The organism is Sodalis endosymbiont of Henestaris halophilus (assembly GCF_900161835.1).
In the GTDB taxonomy this organism is placed as follows: domain Bacteria; phylum Pseudomonadota; class Gammaproteobacteria; order Enterobacterales; family Enterobacteriaceae.
In genome coordinates, this window is sequence record NZ_LT897836.1 from 1,485,685 (window position 1) to 1,505,714 (window position 20,030).

General features: G+C 34.7%; 2 protein-coding genes and 1 pseudogene. 1 reads left to right on the plus strand and 2 read right to left on the minus strand.

The genetic code is table 11. The annotated features are described in order from the left end of the window. Positions 1–7,472: 7,472 nt before the first annotated feature. Positions 7,473–8,422, minus strand: a pseudogene (locus HBA_RS03630) (excinuclease ABC subunit B); the annotation flags it as partial. A 3,278-nt stretch (positions 8,423–11,700) separates the two neighbouring features. Beyond that, positions 11,701–12,696: a 6-phosphogluconolactonase gene (pgl, locus tag HBA_RS03130; RefSeq protein ID WP_097032550.1), complete on the minus strand. Its 996-nt coding sequence runs from the start codon at positions 12,694–12,696 to the stop codon at positions 11,701–11,703. Positions 12,697–19,049: 6,353 nt separating this feature from the next. Here pgl and gpmA point away from each other — a divergent pair. After that, entirely contained in the window at positions 19,050–19,802 is a 753-nt protein-coding gene (gene gpmA / locus HBA_RS03135; protein ID WP_097032551.1) for a 2,3-diphosphoglycerate-dependent phosphoglycerate mutase, read from the plus strand. Positions 19,803–20,030 lie beyond the last annotated feature (228 nt).

Consider the following 20,030-nt stretch of genomic DNA (forward strand, 5'->3'; position numbering starts at 1 on the left):
ATAGTTTGCTACTAGTTATAAACTAGTTGCTAGTAATAGCTAAGTAGGTAAGATTAAGTTCAGACTTAAAATCAATTTTACAAATTATTGTTATATGGTAAGGAGAGAATAAGATTCTCCTTCAGAATTTTGGGGTACTACAACTAGGCAATAAAAGTAACTAGATATCGCTAATTAAGACGGTTATTTTATATAATGGTGCACTCCTAGTAGGAGTAAATAAATTTTTTGTCCTGGACTCATATCCTTATTTTAATCAGACCAGAAGATAACGCACATAGTTTTACTGTTGAATGTTATCAATGCAATAAAACCGTTCTGATAACCGGCGCGATGCGTCATCGCAAGTCATTGTCAGCGTTTTATTGTATTTAACCTTATTAATAGAACAAGGTTCACACTATTCATCATACAATGTTGACAACAAGACTGTCGCTTTAAACTACAGTAAAGCAACATTATCCATCATCAGCGTGCGCCTATTGAACACATGCAACCGTGTTTACCTTCTATTAGAATTCACCAGTAAATCTCAAAAGGTAGTGGTCTCTTTAATTGATGTGGTCAGCAGATCTATGCTCCAGATTTGGCTATACTTATTTTGTTGAACTCAGTGCATATTTTTACCGAATTAATTATACAAATACCATGTTTTACTGTCACATACACTGCTTTACGTTTTGTCAACAACTGGCGATCTTAGCTTCCGTATCGTTGCTCTCATGTTACATAACGCATATGGCTATCGTAATTTTCTTCTTTGTGCAGTTTACACATTATCCTCAAAGAACTAGCTACTTCCGATGTAATAATGTTTTTACTTAACCAAACATGGTTACATACTTTATTTAAAAAAAGAGATTGAACAATACGAATTGTCGTTGTTTGACGCGAGGAATACTGTGCGATGGTTTTATACTTTGATCTCTGCAAGACTATATGCAGCAACTAGAATTTTATCTGAGCACTATTTATTCGCATGAAGCAATTAATACAGATAACTCGACCTAAAGCTTTTAAATGCGTCGCTGAAAGCCCAGCGTAACAAAAACATACCCCATATAGGGGTAAACTGCCCCTTTTTTGCGTATTTAACCGTTTTGTAAGCAAAAGTTGCTGGCGCTATCTACTGGCGCGTATTCCGCAAAGTAAAAATCAGAATATAATTCTTCAGCAAATAAGAGGTACTGACATAACGTCAGGTTATTTCGTTAAAATAACTATAAATACCAAGAGGAAATAGACATAAACTTTTGACCAAATTAACATAGAGTAAAGTATAAGCATTGATGTAGTTATTGTCTAGTTAACTAGTACAATGGAATGATTTACCAAAATATGTATACGATTGATTATGTAACGTGACGCAATTTTACACCGACAATTCGCAAAGTATTTTATGCCCCAAAAGTCGTAAATATTTTAATACTCAATTATACTATTTCTGAATTTATTTTTGTTTAGATTGCTGCTGCGAAACGATCATGATTGCAATAACGATGCGCTTATCTATAGCGCTAAAATAACGTTTTAGCTCCCTGAGTGCTAACATTATCAGTTAGTTACTAAAAATTAATGTTTTTCTTGTATATTAACCGCGCTGTAAAAACTCACTCAAACGCTATTGTTTTGGATAAAAATCCAAATTTTGATTAAAATAGAACATTTTGATCTCCACAGCATGATTAAGATACCGAAACAATCGGTTTATCAGATTAACTTATCTCCTCGTACAGCTGGAGGTTTGCATACTAAACGCTTAATCTGTAAATTGTACTTATCAAAAATCATAGACAGCCTGAACTAACTATAAATCGGCTGCGCGCACTCCTATCAGGAGTGCTATACTTAGGCTGATTGAACTACTGTAGAGCTTAGTGCTGCTCGTCAAACTTAATTTTCAGCATCTAGTCTTGTTAAACATACGTGGATGCTTTAGCAGCAACTTTTTACAGAAATGCTAGTACACCATCCGTTGATGTCTCTGTATAAGAGCACTGATATGTCACATTTTATGATGCTTAACGAACCGTAAACCGTTTAATACAAATTCAACCAGGCTCAGCCTGATATCGAGCTACTATTCGTATATATTTTATAGAATAAAAGTAATCAACAGGCTAAGCTTGCTTTGCACGTCCGCACTTGTCGATCGATTTTTGATATCGTAGCCGAAGGCAACTAGGTAGAGACGTCCGTCATCCGCTACCTAGTAGCATTCAAATTTTGCTATATAACCAAAAGAATTAGGCGGCAGATACTAAAACATCATTGAATAATTTCAAAATTTGATGTCCGTAGCAAGATTTAGCGCAGACAAAAACACACATTAGCCATTCCAACACTAAGCCGTAAACTTGCTATTACTCTATTAAAATAATAGTCAGCACTTACAACAATAATTGAATTACTCAGTCGCAGGTTAAAACATGCGATTAACAATATCCTGTTTAGACTTTAGGAGAAGAAATCATATTCCTGCTCCTAGCACAACTGAGCTAACCCTCTTGGGTCAGCAAACCTACACGTATAATGCAAAAGATACTCACTAATATTTTAACATGAGCTTCTTATACCGCAAAATGCAGCAACAACGTGCAGTTGAGAATATCGCCAATAGAAAAAACTCGAGTAGGAAAGTAAAGCGCATTACATGCCGCAAAATATCAAGATGATAGCAAAATGGAAAAGAATATGTGTAAAAAAAAGCACATGACTTCCACAAAGAATTTGCAAGCCTCATGGGCTAAATTATGTAACAATTCCTCTTGATGCCACCAGCTGTGCTGTTTGGCCATAACCAATTTTAAAAGCAGGCTCGCAGATTTCCATCATTAATAGTAAGAATAAAGATGGTAAGAGATAACAATCAAGATTCGCGGCAATGGTATTTTTAAACAAGATAGCTGCGGGAGTATTCAGCATCGTTATACATATAATCAGCAGTGAAAATAAACTGCGTAAATATCGGCGTGAAGTTTAATTGCATAAACATAAAGTTAATATATGAGTGCCGGCGACTTGCTGGCTGCAAGTCTCTTAATCAATTTTATCTATCGGTAGTAGCATTCTCTGAAGAGAGGTACTGAAACGTACTGAATTTGTCTCTCTTTTAGAACATGAGATACTATGCGCCTAATAAAGTTAAGTACTATATCTGCTTGCGATTGCAATAATAAATCATAAGCTTTTCTCTAGCATTTAAGAGAAAGAATAGTTTCACATATAATTTAACCCACAAATTAACGAAGCGTCATCAGATAAGTTTTTATAATTACAAATACTCATACGCATATATTCTTAAAATAATTAATAATGCAGGAGCACCCACTAATTTATGTAAATTATAGGTGAAGTTTTCAGTTTTTGTCTAGTCATAGATAAACGCAATATAACCATAGTCATAAGATGAAAACTGCATCATACCAGTTGCCGTATAACATAAACTATTTAGCATTTACCCTCATACCAGAGACATATAAGTAGGTATCGGCAATCATCTACAATAGGTTGTTGTTAAAATTAAACACAATGTTTGCTTAGTTATTTTATCGTTAAAATATAAACGGTGTAATCGAGTCACTTTTCCTTCCAGCGCAACAAAATTTATTTCGCAACCGCATTCTATTGTAAAATCTTTTATAGATTATCCTAGGTTTAATTCAAAATAAGACGAATTATAGCTGTGCCCTTTTTAGGATGATTTTTGCTAACATCAGCAATTAATCAAAAAAAATAGAAAGATTCTTCTTGAAGAAACTTCTATTTTAATAGAGTTGAGAAAATATTCGATGAAATTAACCGAATTTTTTTCAGTTAAAAAAGAAATTGACTGGTATCTAAAGTAGATACTTTATTAAAAGTAATTTTATATGTCATAATGTGTGGTGAACAAAAAATCCCTTTACCGCAAAGGGATACTAAAATAGTACCCAGGTTGATATTCATCAAGGAATATTCAGGATCTAAATAGCACAAATCAAAACAATTTCAAATACAAACTACTTAAGGGCGTTGATATGTATCCTGCGCATGCTGTCAATAAACTAAAGATTAATTTCATTGTGTATAATTAATACAATACATGCTTATTCAGCATAACAACATCACTGTTCCTCTATCAGTTATATTGCAGCTGGCATTAGCGCTTGGTAGAGCCTTAAATCGCCGATGCAGCAACAAAATGCTTATTACATAAGCAAATATCCTCATGGTTATTGCCAAGGTACCATTATTTCACCATGTTTATACCTTACTTAATTAATTACATAATTAATATGTTAATCAGAGTAGAAAAGCAAAGTCGTATCCGGAAATTATTGCAATACAAGGTTGTAAAACATACGAGTCAGCTCTAGCTACTTAGTCGCCAAAAAGTGCATGAAAATAATAGTGCCAACTTGGCAAAATCCATAATCTGACAATCAGAAACTTTGGCTTAGTGCGAGGCCATATGGGCAACATCAGCGGCATCTGGTTTATATAGTGGCCGAACGGTGATGTATCTCTATAAAGTAGTTACATAATCTATGTAAATAACGATTAAAAAATAGTAACATTTTGCTAACTGACATATTTCCGCAGCGACGATGCCTGCTCTCCTCTAACTTTGGCAAGACATCAGTATCTTTTAAAGAGCTCTGCACGACAATGTAATGGGCGTGCAGAGCTCTAAATGAAACCTAAATATTAATTTTATAAATCCATACCCGATAGTAGCGCAATAATCGTCGAAAAAGCTGATGTTAAGCTAGATCAGGTAGTTAATAAATTCACCTTATAAGTATAAGAGACCAGAAAATAACAGATCGATGCTCATAATCTCACTAAATTGTACAATGCGATGGAAAATACATTGACGGCACGATTAGACAAAATTGAGGAAAACTGATCATTGCATCCGGCAAGCAAAATATTTAAAGTATGAGGCTGGTGAACGCAAATAAAGAATTATCGATTATACATAACAGGGACTAGCCGACATCGTAAATGATAATTTCTTAATCATAGTAGAAACTAAACTACTAAACAAAAATATAAACACAATAAATGATCGGTCATTAACGCTTGATAGTAGTTGAGCAAATGCACCTCCAATTTTTCATTGGTTCTCATTTATGCTCATTAAAGAACCGAAGATCTACCGAAAAGATATGGTTTTCTGAGAATGGCAGTATAGTACTCGGTAAATAGTATTGATTAGTTGTCAGTAATATCATTGTGTTCATCAGGGATAACAGCTCTCCTGATAAACACTGCAAACTAAGATGGGAAAGCAATATGCTTCTCTAACTCTCACTATTTTTAACTAACTGCTAAGTTGATTAATACGATCCTGTTTGAATAGTTCGCTAGCGCTATGCTGTTTCAAACCCGAATTGATATAATCGAAGTTTAGCTAAAAGTATTTACTACAACCCGGCTTTTAGTTTTACTTACTTAGCCTATTTATTATCTTTGATGTATATACTATATATATCATTATATATAGCATGGTGTAACATGTTTGCATATCTTTCATAATTTTTAGCAAGATAGCCGACCAGAAAATATACAGCACAAACGATACAAATCGATAAACTCCTAAACAATATAAATTTTAATATCGTTGAAGATTATTTTCTGGGAAGTAATCATTAAAGATATTTTTGCATACAGAGATCTCGCGGCTTGCGTTAGCTCGCTCTATTATCAATGAGTAGTGAGTAAATAAAATGATAATGCAAGAGGTTTATGGCAAAAAATAGATCTTATGAACCAGAAAAATCTGCCCTCTTTCAAAAATAGTCGATAAAGTGCATTTATTCTGCTATGCCGCCATATACACCTAATCTTCACAAGCACAATCAGCAACAGCTGATTGTTAAAATTATTAACGCAAAATTTTTGGCAAAGATGAATGGTCTATAATTTATGGACGTCATTTTTAATAAACAATTATAGAATAACATTCTCACCCAAAATTTACTTAACGACTAAATTTCTTACGCTTAAAAATGTTAGCTGCACGGTTAAATTAATAGATTTTTAAAAATACGAAAGAGCTGTTGCTCTGCAACCTTCCACTCCCAAAGCTAGTTGTTAAATAAATGCTAACCGAAAGGTGGTACCGCTTACTTAATGAAGAAACTACTTGAACATAATCGCGCGTCAGTATTAACATGTACGGTATCAAGAATCATTCTTATTGCAAGAATATTGCGTAATATTTAGCAATAACTCTTAATTTAATTTAGGGATTGAGTGTAAATAGCAGCCTACCGACGATATCACAGGACTGATCCAGATGGGTACATATGCGCGGTCCAGCCCCAGTTTGTAAAGTTACGGAACTGGTCGAATAACTGCGTTTACTATGAGTTAGACGACATTTATTTGTTACCAGACAGATATACACAGTAGCTAGAATCAGCATTATTCAAAACTGACATCGAAGAGGTTTATGTCTAGCTCCTTTTAGTTTTAACCTGCTTTTTGAGCTTCAAGTTTAGTTTTGACTAGAGCTTATTCATAGAACCACGATCACTTGCGTACCAGTGCAGAAGAGCGGAGGTAAAGCAACAGTTCTTTAAAGCAAAGTATTAGCACAAAAAATGAAAATCTTGTAAATTATTACTTCACTAAAACATATTGCAAACCTAAATTTATTTAGGCCAATGAGTTGGTGGCGAAGTTTAGCTCGACTAAATAGCTAAACAATTAGGGCGCTGCTATAAGATCATTCATGATTATAACTTATTAGGAGCTAGTGTGCTCTAAATAATCTACAGTCTAATATATTTCACCTTCAGTGGAATCACTGTTTAGAAATAGACATTTTCGTTAGATTTTTAGGATACCTAAATACATGACCTCTTAGTATTAGTTTATTACTATTAAACGCGTTCTGTTAATTCTGCAAAATAAGAGAATGTTGTATTATTTAGCATTATTAGGCAAGTTTGATATCTATTTTGATAACCATGTTAAAATAATCTTATGTGACTTTTTTATGATAAGTACATAGATGCAAGTGTTGATGTATGCGACTACATAGCTAGTTCTGCGATCAAATCTTATTTGATTGATTATCCTAGTATTATAATTCTTGGTAGTAATGTCCGGCAAAGTATGTGCTTTCATGGTTTTCATTTGGGGCTGTTTTAACGGCATTGGCGCGCTAACAGATGTCCGACTTAATAGACTGAACATGCCGAACGTTAACGCGCTGTGGTGGGAATATAGAAATCATACTTTAACTAAAGTAGTCATATGATCACAGTTAGGCATCTCCTATTTGAGATAAATAACATGCATCACTATTACTGCCTGGTAGGCTTTGATAGTTTAGGTAAAATAAAACTGCTCGATGAGTCTAGCGAGCAGTTTTACCATGTAACTAATAAATTCATCATGATTACCCTGCTCAATTATTTATTGCGCAACTGCTTTTATTTAGCTGCATAAATTCTATTATATGAGCGGATTTCAGAAAGAGTCGGCGGCGTCTCGTCCGGCCTACGGACTGACAGGTAACTAGAATAGTTTTCGATAACCGACAATATCCTAGCTTGTTTATCATTTCTAGATCAAAGGCTGTACGTTGATATAGTCGTTCTCTAGAAGCTTGCCATTGGCTAGCAACATCTAGCGTCTTTCAGATAGCTTGCTTTTAATTTCTTCCATTGCTTGCAACAAACTCGCCCATGAAACTAAATAATGTATTTTCGGGTAGATAGTATAATTAAATGTTGTCTGAACAATCCATCCTGTTAGTAAATCGAACAACAATAGATGCTCTAATTCATCGTTAAGCAGTTCAATACGCAACGCAATTCCGTCGGTCTCAGCAGAGAAAATATTGATGACTTCACCTCGTACCAGGAAACGACCGCGCTGACAAACTTGATCGTTGCGGGTATAATGCAGTTTCAAGAGCTGATTCATTATACTACTATGAGGGATTATTATACCGCGCATTAGATGAAGAATGGTTTTCAAACAATTACTTGGAACTTATAAGCCACAAATATAGAAAACTAACGCTACTACGATGACATCACGCCTCCCTAGCAGACTTTCGTAGCGGATAATCTCATTTGCTCAATATACTCTCGTTAACTAACACGTTTTTCTCGATAAAAGTATCAGAGTTAGGCAAATAAGCTTCCAGATGATAATAGCTGTAATAGGAAACGAAATATTCTACCGCTTTTTCGGGGGCAAAGCATTTATTTTGTTATACAACTGTGCCGCCAGCGTTTTATTTGGTGCCAATACAATGGTAGCCGATTGATAATCAGCTATAACTTTTGCTATGGCAAAAGTTATAGCTGAGTCGGTCACGCCTAATGGGCGCTGACGAGCTAAATTATTTTTAACTATTTTCTAAACGACGAATAGCATTCGATTGATCTTCGGACGGTTTAAACAATGAAACCAGTTTAAATTTTACTCGTTAGTTACGATTACCACTGTTAGGAACAGTGGGCATAGAATAATCTATGAGCATAAAATAAAATATTATTTTTTAATGAATAACACCTAGATACAACACCAGTAATTATCTACAATCTATATTGTATATTTTATTTTCAATAAAGGGAAAGTATTAACTTTCCGAGTAAATGCTTAAACAAAATTATAAATACATCCCTTAGAGAGAAGTGCAACTACTGTTCATCATGCTGCACTTGTTATAAATACATAAACAAAAAAAGCAAAAAAAAGTAACGCATAACTAGCTATCGCATCTACACGTTTTCCTAAAATTAATTAATTTAAAGGTTATCGATGGGAATAACAAATAACGTGTACTATTTAAATTATATCTTTTATATAAAACGACATAACTTAAAAAATGAACGAGGTTAACTATTATCAGTTTTGATATAATCAAATATTATATTGACAAAGTCAATATAAGTGGCAAAATGTCTCCGCTATAGTTAAGTAAACAACGCTGGCGCACATTACAAATACTTTAAAGCACATTTAAATCACAAAATATGCGCTCAAAAAAGACAAAACAAATTACTTTTCTATATTAGAAAAACCGTTCTTATAAAGAATTTATATGTTTTAGACGTCCTATAACCTATTCGGCACAACTATCAATCACGCTAGCGGTTGGATCTGATTGCTTAATAGTTGCTAAAACCTATAGTCGGCATAACCGCGAAGTTGCTTGCAGCGATATACAGATATCTTAAGATGGCTTTTTACAAAGTAAGTTATCCATTATAACATGATACCACTACCATGAACACGGTAAATTAACTCCACAGCCGATCAAGAAAATTCTATGTAATAGATTCATTTAAAGTTGTCGTACGGTAAATATAGTTAACTTTTAAGGCGACACGGAATTATCACAATTACCTTAATCAATTGCCTACCAGGACGTATGTGGGTAGACAACGTCATTTGGCAACCAGAATAGGGGACAAAACTTGTTTATGTATCACGCCGCAATGCGTGCATTGCTCAGCATCGGTTATGTTACAATCTCAATGGTGACACATTGTCCTTAATTAAGTATAAAATAATAATATATAAGGCGTCATTGCTAGACGGCTATAATGAATCTACCAAGAATAAATTGTAAGAAATGATCTGAACGCTATGTTCACTACATTACATTGCTACATAATAGCACCCATGATGAAAATTAAAGCTGTTAATTCTCGACTATAACAATAGCGACTTATTATTGATAATATATCAAGAACTATACTATATTCTTTGAATCATGCAGCACGAAATTTAGTTTTGATTTTATCATTGCTTTGTCTGATTTATGGCGAACGCAATATAAACCCATGGCGGCTCACTGGACAAAAAGGATAGAACGTTGTTTTAACACTCTATCTAGAATTTTTGACCTTAATACACAATTAGATCCTTATCTGATGTTGAATCTATCTACTGTAACAAAATGTCTTATTAGAGATAACATGCTGATGACAAAGACATAAATGGCATCGCCATACTTTTGCGTCAGAAAATCTAGTTTAAACAGTAAGGAGACAAAACCAGACTAAAATACTCTGTCGACAACACATGTTCTACGGTGTTAAATCCAATAATTTAATTTATTATTTCTCACAAAAGTAAGTCGACAGCCTTTTTGCAGCATCATGAAAAGGGATTAGGTTTATGTTCTTCATACTAAGCCCCGCATGAGGCATTACAAGCGCTATGAGAAATGAATGATTAAGATAAATTCACATGCATAATACTCAGTATCAGAATTGCCGATATTCCATTGGATACAAACAACAGGCATTAACTAGCATTGTTTTTCCCTAGAGGAAAAACCAGCTTTAGTTTGTTCTTATATTACTAGTTAATCTACGGCGATTTACCATGCTGATGCGTGTAACTAGTCACATGATCGTTAAACATAAATTCAAGGAACCAGTAATTCGCGTAATTCATTAAACGTCATTATTTCTCTCGTCTTAATCGAGAGATAAAAAATTGCTATGATCTTGAGAATTAATAATTTTGGGGAATATTATTAGCTATATAGCTAACAACTACTAGTCTAAAGGAGTGAAAGCTGGACGCGCAGATAACCTGGCACAAAACTTTTACTCACCTAATGCTCCTAGTAATAGGGGCGTTAGCAGACCCATCAAGATAAATACGCGGCGGGTAAAAAGTTTTAATGCGTTATTTTATTCTCTCGTGGCCATTGCTACTGGCGGTACGTAGCGAATAAATCCCATCATTTTATTACGTTTACTATAAGCAAACGTTAGATGATGTCAAACCGATTGTAACCGTCTGCTATATGCATAGCATGCATATTGGAGCCATGAAAAAACTAACGTGGCACACTGCTAGCAGCCAAAGTAAGCGTGTAAACAGTTTTACCAATAACGAATAACAAGGGGTTGAATTGACCAAGATAATGTCGTTTTTAAGTATATAATAAATTCTACTGCAAAAGGGAGGATAACCTGAACATACCAAAAGTTGGTAGCCATACTAAGCTATAAATAGTAATATAAATTCACTAGTAAAAACTTCACATTAACGATAATATCACACATAATTTATTAAAAATTTAATCAATAAGATCTAATGAGTAAGTAATCAAATACTTACCTTATATGAGTAAAGTAAACTGCATTCTAAACCGACGTTACCAACGTATCACATCTTTAATGATATAAAATAAGTATCATAATCATATATATTATATACAGAAGTAATAATATTTTTAAGCATCTAGCTTGAGATAATATATTTATGAGTATCGTAAAAGTTTTACGAAGACCACTTTTGATTATGGTACATGGCATGGCCAGCTCTAACGGCTAATCAATATTCTAGCGGTATACACACGGCATGCTACTCCCAAGATGCGGGCTTCAATTAGAGGCCATTGGCTAATAAATACAGGTCAGGCTAAAAATATCATGAATATGTCAGCAGCACTGACTATGACAAAGCCATCAACTCAAGAACAGCTCATCGCTATCATTTTACAGGACATATGCTAACTAAGTTAGTTATCTAAAAATATTAATGAAACACCAGCAGGGCAATGATTGACTGTAACATGTATTTTCACCTGATGTATAACACAGGTTGTTTTCAATAAACTACCGTACACCGATGACTAGGAGCGTTGCTAACACGGAGACTTATTTTACGCATACGAGTGAAAAAAATAAAAACTGAGAGATCACTATAGATGTACGTGGAGACTTACATCACCAAGATAGACACCCACATTGGTCCTCGCCCCACCGCATAACGTTCTATTAATGATAGAACGCCCGATTGCGCATCGATGGCGTATACAGCAATATGATCTGATTTCTGCCCCGCCGCTACCAAGAACCGTCCCTGAGGATCGATATTAAAACCACGAATCTGGGTTTCTGTTGCCTGATAACCCAACAAACTCAATACAGAGCCATCTTCCGACACCGAAAACCGACTAATGATACTGGCTTTACGATCACAGCAGTAAAGCCAGCGGTCATCGATGGTAATGTGAATATCCGCCGCCCAGCGAATATTGCTGAAAGTAGCTGGCATGATGTCTAATGTTTGTATAATACGCGGACCAAAACCCGCAGAGTGAATATCAATTACATCGACTGTACCGCTAAGTTCATTAATAACATAAGCATAATTTCCACCGTGATGGAAAGCCATATGGCGAGGCCCTGAGCCTGCCACACATTCTAGTGCCGCGGGACTGAAGGGCATTAAACATCCGGATTGGCCAATCTTATAAAGTCGAATGCGATCTTCTTGCAAGCAAGGCACCCAAAGCACCTGATTAGTCGTATCGACGTTAGCAGAATGGCAATTGGTCAAACCTTTAAGGGTTTGCTGCGGTGCTCCGACAACACCTCGCTCATCTATGGGGCTAACGCTCAGGTAGCTGCTACTATAAGAAACACTGTATAGGGTTGTACCCTGCAAATCGGTGGTAATTTGAGTCGGACTACCCAACAACGGAGCTATGCTGTCTTCCGTCAGCAACCCTTCTTCATCAATGCAGTAACTAATCACGCTAAAAACCGGTCGGATACCGATATAAAGGTGTGTTTTCTTTGGATGGATTGCCATCGGTTGCCCTTTCCCTAACGTATTGACTACTTGCAATAATGTTAGCATTCCCTGACCATCCATTTGCCAAACGTGTATTTGCTGACTGTCCGGACTGGCTACGTAGACAATTTGTTTCACTTATTATCCTTATTGTGCATCTGTGATATATAGCCTTTATTACATTAATCATCTTGACTGTATCCATTTGATTAATGTCACCGTTATTACAAATTGGCAGCCGTAATCACCCCGGTTTTCACTACTGTACCAGGGTACAATATCACAATATGATTAAAATACTTACCTGATAAAAATTTTATTAATTATCGACTGTATTGCGCCTGATCGGAGCAACAATACGTTACTTTCCACTAAAACAATACTAACATTGTTTCTTTTCGCACTTACGGAAGGCACTAAACTATAGAACGCTACTATAAAACGCTTAGGATTTAAACCATGAAAGGTTAGCAAAGGTTTATCCACATAATATTCCATCCTCATAAGAAAACAGCTGTACTACGATGCTATGCGTCCGGTAATCTATAATTTGAAGTTATCGTTAACTCAACCTACCACAATACATTTTATGTAACAAAGTAATCCGTACCATGCTTTGCTAAAAACTTATTGATATAATCTACATCCTCGCAACAATTTTTTAAGATCTACCATAATAATTGTGTTTAAAGACACGATTAATATCGTGAGTTGAAAATTTTGTATTTTGCTTTAAAATATTTACTTATTGTCCTTTGGGGAAATATGTATTTATACCGGTTAAAAGGGGCTGTCTCTGCAGTCAACGATAGCGAAAAAAATACGCTAAATCTAGCAAAAAAATGCAATAATTATGAGGAGAATTGATGCCTTATCTTTAAGATAAGGCTAGCGGCTGGGGGCAAAGTAGCAGCAGATTAATACATACCTGATGATTCTCGGTTAAGATAATACCAGCAGTAATGAGATAAAATTGTTTAATAACATATTAATAAATAATATAAGTTAACAACTCTTATTATATTAATTAATAATTCATTATTTACTAATGCGGTTATTCAAATATTTTATACCGACTAATCTTATATAAACTATGGCTGTACAAGTAGCTGTTTATGGCACATCACCGGATTTATTGATGCGATATGAGCCGCTCTATGGCCTGTATGTTTCTTCACAAGAAGTAGTAAAGCGAACGGGTAAGCTAGTCTTTGTTGATAGCATATGTAAACTAGTATTAATCTTTAAAAATTAAATGATATTATGGACTATATCGATTATTTAGGGTAGTGGTAAATTTTACGCTTAATTTTGCACTAATTCTTGTTAAATATTGCAAAGGAAAAATGTTGTAGCGGTTAAATCATCTGGCATGCTTGCAAAATCTAATAGCTCTCCTTGACAGTTAAACTTGTGCAGCAACAGAACAATATCTTGACAAGTAAACTACTAATTTCCTTGCATGATGGTATAATTTTGCCAGAATAGATTGATTTGACTTTATGTAAACTGATATTATGTGACATTGTTTGATAAGCACTATTAGACCATCGGCTAAAATAACCAATGGTAAGTCCATAATTATTAATATAATCACTAGAACCATAAACAATATTATAGTAGTTATACTCTACTAATTGTAGCTAGTAACATGGCTTTAGCAAAATAATTAATATACTAAACTTTGATATTGTTTATATCAATATTAGTCTGCATTTACACTATTAATTATCGCTTCAGCGATAATTCGTACAGCATCATATTATCTTATCCCACTTTGTGATTCTATCCACGTTTATAAAGCCCCATCGTGGCTGTAACAGTTAAAGAGGCAGTGGATGTGATTTAACTATAGCTGCAAATTCAAGCTACCGCAGAATGACATAATCTTTTGAAAGTCAGCCGCATCTAAACCTTAATTGTGCGAACTGATTAAAATCCAGTACAGCTCATGCTCGACAAAGACGCTGCAAAGATTTCAACTAACTTAATAGTCAGATTGTGCACTTCTGGGTTAACTTTGTTGATTCACAAGGATATCATGTACTAATTCTTAGTATTATTTCACGCTAAGGATACGTTAGAATGTATTATCTATTAATCATCTTGTGTTACTAACTTATAATTATATTAGTATTAAATAAATAAACTCACACCCTAACATGTTCTGGGTGCAAATACAGCAGAGGGAAAATAGTTATATCTACCAAGGAAAATTTTTAAATATTACTCTTGACCTATTACCCCTCTTAATCGACAAAAGGAACGGCCATACTTAGCTATTAATGCAGTCTTTTATTAAAATTTTAGCTATATTTATAGCTAGTTACTTTTCCTAGACTACAAATAAGGTTAACATCCTTTATTCATGCATAGTTAAAGTAAGTAGTTAAATAATATGTAATATCTATTACAATTTGTATTCTTACATCTCAGGCAATATATTAGCCTCATGTACCACCAATATTTTGCAATATAAACTATACTTCTGCCCGGCAAAATATCATCCCAGCAATGTGACTTGCACTGGACGCCTTACCGTTTCTAAGCAGCTTGCTCCTAGTGTGTAAATCTTACTGAATTTTAGTAATTAAGCATAACTACACTTAACACTACCAAAACAGCTTTTGCCGATTACTCAGCACAAGAAAACATAAAGATACTTATGTGAACGGTCCTCTTTGCGCTAGTGTAAATATATTTATGTAATAAATTACAGCATAGTTATATTTTAAGGTAGAAGGGGTGTGCTAATACATAAAAGTGTCGGTATACCGTATTAACACAAACAAAGGGAAATAAACTATGTGAGTTCTATTTAAAGACTGAAGTAGTTACATCAGTAATTATACTTATTCGCATTACCATTTATAACTGACAGCATGTCGTTCATGACGATAAATAACGTCTGTAAGAAAAAATTCTTCTTAATAACTGAGCAGTCATTTCTTAGCCTTGTGTTAAGAACATATACCTCAAGCAATATACGAGGATAATAGCTTTTAACGAAAATTTTCTCCGATCAAGATACTGATGACTACAGATCAACTGCGCCGATCTGCAGTTAATAAAAAATCGATCAATAAATCTATTAATTTTTATGACAATAAAATCTATAATACCTGTACCTTCTGGTACAGAACTATACGAGAAGTTGGCGTCATGAAATTAATATTTAAATCTTTGACCAACGTTTCCGGCGATCAACTCAATATAACTTTATAACAAAATTTTATCCATATAATATACTTTCAATTCGTTACTAGCGTAGCATATTGCTAGTCACAAAGAATTTTTTGGACCTATAAATTCCTTACCCTGCGTTGGAAAGAAATTTTCTGCATTATTTTAATCTGTTCTACCGCTAATTCTTGTATTGCTCAAGTTGTTGCCTAGAATTACGGTGTAAAATTGTCTCCCTCCAGCTATCCTCTATAATGATTTTCGATGCCAAAAACAACCTGGTTTTATGACTATGTTTATTTTGTATATTTAGCCGACAGCCACCTTGTGGTGCTAACTTCATTTCGAGTACGAGATAAAGTCTCTATTTTCGAATGATAACCTGCGATCAGGTACAGGAGACATATCTTGCTAAATATAATAAAAATTTCAGTCAAACTTTAGGCAAGCAAATACCATAACATTTAGCTCCCCTCCTCCTTTAATCTCCCGGGATATTATGGCGATCTGACCTCTTACTCAATGTTAATTTAATAAGACACGTGTGAATTGAACTAGTAGTAAGTCGTCACCTGTACACCTCGAAGATATTATGGTCTGCGAACACCTGGCGTTGGCAAAACTCTCTACACGAATTGCACCCTCCCAACTAAGGAGGCCTTATGAAAAGTTTTTTCCCATCGATCATCGTTATATGCGTTACAATCACTTGACCAAAGAATGAATTCTGGTTTTACCGCTTATTGCACAGTGCTTCTGGCAGGGAATATAGGACATACCATCTCCGAAAACTCTACTAGAGTAGATCAAAATCCGGACTACTATATTTTAAGGACAATCTACGTATTACAAAATATGTAAATCTTAGTTGCCTTATTATTCCAATTCTTATTAATAATTTTCCCGCGTTTATGCTAAATATATACCTGATGCATTAACTAGCTATGATAGCACTTGATACCAATGATAGAGACCTAATACAAATAAGACGCGGAACTAAACAATAGAAAATCACGCACTAATACCAAGCTAACTTTTATTACCTACGAATGAAAGAAAAGCTAAAAAAGTATTTCTGAATATAAGTTGTTATAAACCACAAAGAGGTAGACATGGGGTATTTTAATCCATATCTACACGACACCAGCAAATATTGGCTAACAGTTTACTTGACTAAACAAGTCAAACGTTAAAATATTTACAACTTAAGTATAAACTACAGAAGTATGAATTTATGTTTTTAAACTAGGATGAGACTACGAGTGATATTACGAGCACGTACATTCCTCGTCTGTAATATGTTATAAAAGCGATAGTGGAGTTACTGTGGCACGATAAGGCGATTTAAAGCGCTCTGTTGTTATTCCCAAACGTTTATGCTTATTAGGTCCTCTGCCCGATTTAGCTGGTAAATTTAAGCACCGTCGCGTACTACAAAAGCTTAACATCTTGCTACAGTAACTTAGAAAATGTTATTTCTATTTACTTTATGACGTCAACCTAGCTCGATGTGACCTTTACTTTATAGCGACTACACAGATTAACAATCACATGCACATTTTATATACCACTTATAAGCTACGAAACAGTGTGTAAGTTTACTGTGGCATAAAATGCCTCCAGCAATCTCCCAGGCGCAATCTGATCGGGAAAAACTACTACAAGCCTTTTCAGGGGCAATGAGAATTAATTTTAGCAATGTATGTATTTAGCAGGGCGATTTGTAAAGCATGCCTAAATGTTTATCTATACTCCATGAGTTATAAATACCATTTTAATGGTAAAAGCGTTAGTGCACATATCCCGAGAAGAGTATAAGAATGACTTCTTGCTCTTCAGAGCAAGAGCAAGAGCAAGAGCAAGAGCAATAAATTATACAACAATGATATGGGATGCCTGCCGTAACAATTGCACAATCAGGTTATTGCTGTTAGACTATCATTGCAAAACAATGTTTTTCTGTATGAATGATTTTGTACCATGCTAATTAGCAATTTTCTGCTTTTATGTTTACTAGATAATAAACTTTTCACAATAGTAAGAAGCGAGTTATAGCGGTTACTACTTGATTATTAGTGAAAAAGATTCCCCATAAGACAGACTAACCAGATTATATCATCATTATGGAAGTTAGAGGTATCTGTAGAAAAATTTGCGATAACTTTATTACTCTGGTGATAAGCAATGTGCCGATGAAATTCAACGCTTAATAAGCAAAAAGTAATGTATCATTTGTAATATATAACATTATATATCAGTTAATTTCAGTATAAAGCAACAAAATAATGCTTTCTTGATTGCTAAGATCAAGACACCGGTGTGTTGACGATATCGGTCAATAGCCTATAACTATTTGCCATAGTATAAGATTAAACTAGGCTTAACAACAAATAGCAAATGATAATAAATAAAATAAAAATCTATGCATGCAATGTAAAATTAAAGAATTATTCTTTTATAATGAAAATTTGTGCAAATTGGCGCTGAAATAATTTAAGGCAACGTGCTATGAGCTGAATTAAATTAGTATATAAACAAGATGCGCTACGTGTTTAAAGGAAACGCGTACTAGTCACGGCTGATGCGCTTAACTCGGGGAAGGAGGGTCGGGGATTATTTTATGCTGATGAACCAGCTTAATGACAAAATGATACACCGAGATGACCATCTATTTTAAATAACCGTGATGTTTACATTACATCATAATTCTTAAAAGGAAAGTATGCAAACAAGTGAAAGGATTATGAGCAATCTGTGAAAAATATCAGCTACAAAAAATTTGTAAGTAGCATTTTATGCTTGTCACGTAATTGACAAATTAGGGGTATGCTAAAAAAATCAAATAAAACTGCACGGCTGACAATAAGCCATTTTGGTTAGCTAACCTAAGAAAAATTACCAGAGATTTACTGTCATTCTGATAAACTAGAGCGAGATATAATCATCTCGTTAAGTTTTATTAAATTAGCAGTCTAGTACACTTGACGTTAGGCAGGTTTATATATTATTACTTCGAAGTATTTATTTACGGTAAGATACCTACCAAGAAGCGCTCCATCGGTTCTTATGCGAACTGCACATTTCATCTTACTTTCCGCACTATTTAAAATAGCCACGGCCTGCATACTAACTTACCAATACGGAAGTCTGTAATTCGTAATAATTTATTCTTTGTTTCTAGCTTTATAAATTAGTTTACGTAAGAAATTTATTCATATTGTCATCCTTTAGGGTTGCCGCCTTATATAAGCGAGACATATAATGCATTAAGTTATTACAAAGAGTTTACAACTTTGAGGAATATATTCATGGATGTAACTAAACTAGTCTTAATACGTCATGGCGAAAGTCAATGGAACAAAGAAAACCGTTTTACTGGTTGGACCGATATTGACTTGTCTGACAAAGGCCATACCGAAGCCAAACAAGCAGGACAAGTACTAAAAACAGAAGGATATATATTTGATTTTGCTTACACTTCTGTACTAAAACGCGCAATTCATACCCTATGGAATATTCTCGATGAACTAGATCAGGCATGGCTTCCGGTAGAAAAATCCTGGCATCTGAACGAGCGTCATTACGGCGCGCTACAGGGATTCAATAAAGACGAAACCGCAGAAAAATATGGTGATAAACAGGTAAAACAGTGGCGGCGCAGTTTTGCAATCACCCCACCGGCATTAACTCGCGATGACAAACGTTTTCCAGGACATGATATGCGCTATGCTCACTTAACTGCTGAAGAATTGCCAACCACTGAAAGCCTGGCGTCAACAATAGATCGAATCTTTCCTTTCTGGAAAGAAAAAATTCTTCCTAGAATGAAAAGTAGTCAAAGGATCATTATCGCTGCTCATGGTAACTCCATTCGCGCTATGAGAAAATTTCTGGATAATCTGAGTGAGGAAGAAATTTTGGAATTAAATATTCCAACTGGCATACCGTTGGTGTACGAATTCGACGGCAATATGAAACCAATTACGAACTACTACCTTGATAAGGTTGACAAGATCACTACTAAATTCAACATCATTACCAATGAAGACAGCGCGAAATAACTCTGCCGCGCTGGAATTACTCTTGATAAAGATATCCGGCGCATTTTTATACTGCTAACACTTGCACGGCTTACGCAAACTCAGCTAAATAGCTTTGGATATCTTTCTAACCGAAATAGAAGTATATAACGCTAACACCATAAAAACTATACTAGATGCCATATTACTTTTTATAAAATGATTTCATATCATCACCCTGATGATATATATTTTACTCACTGCCAACTG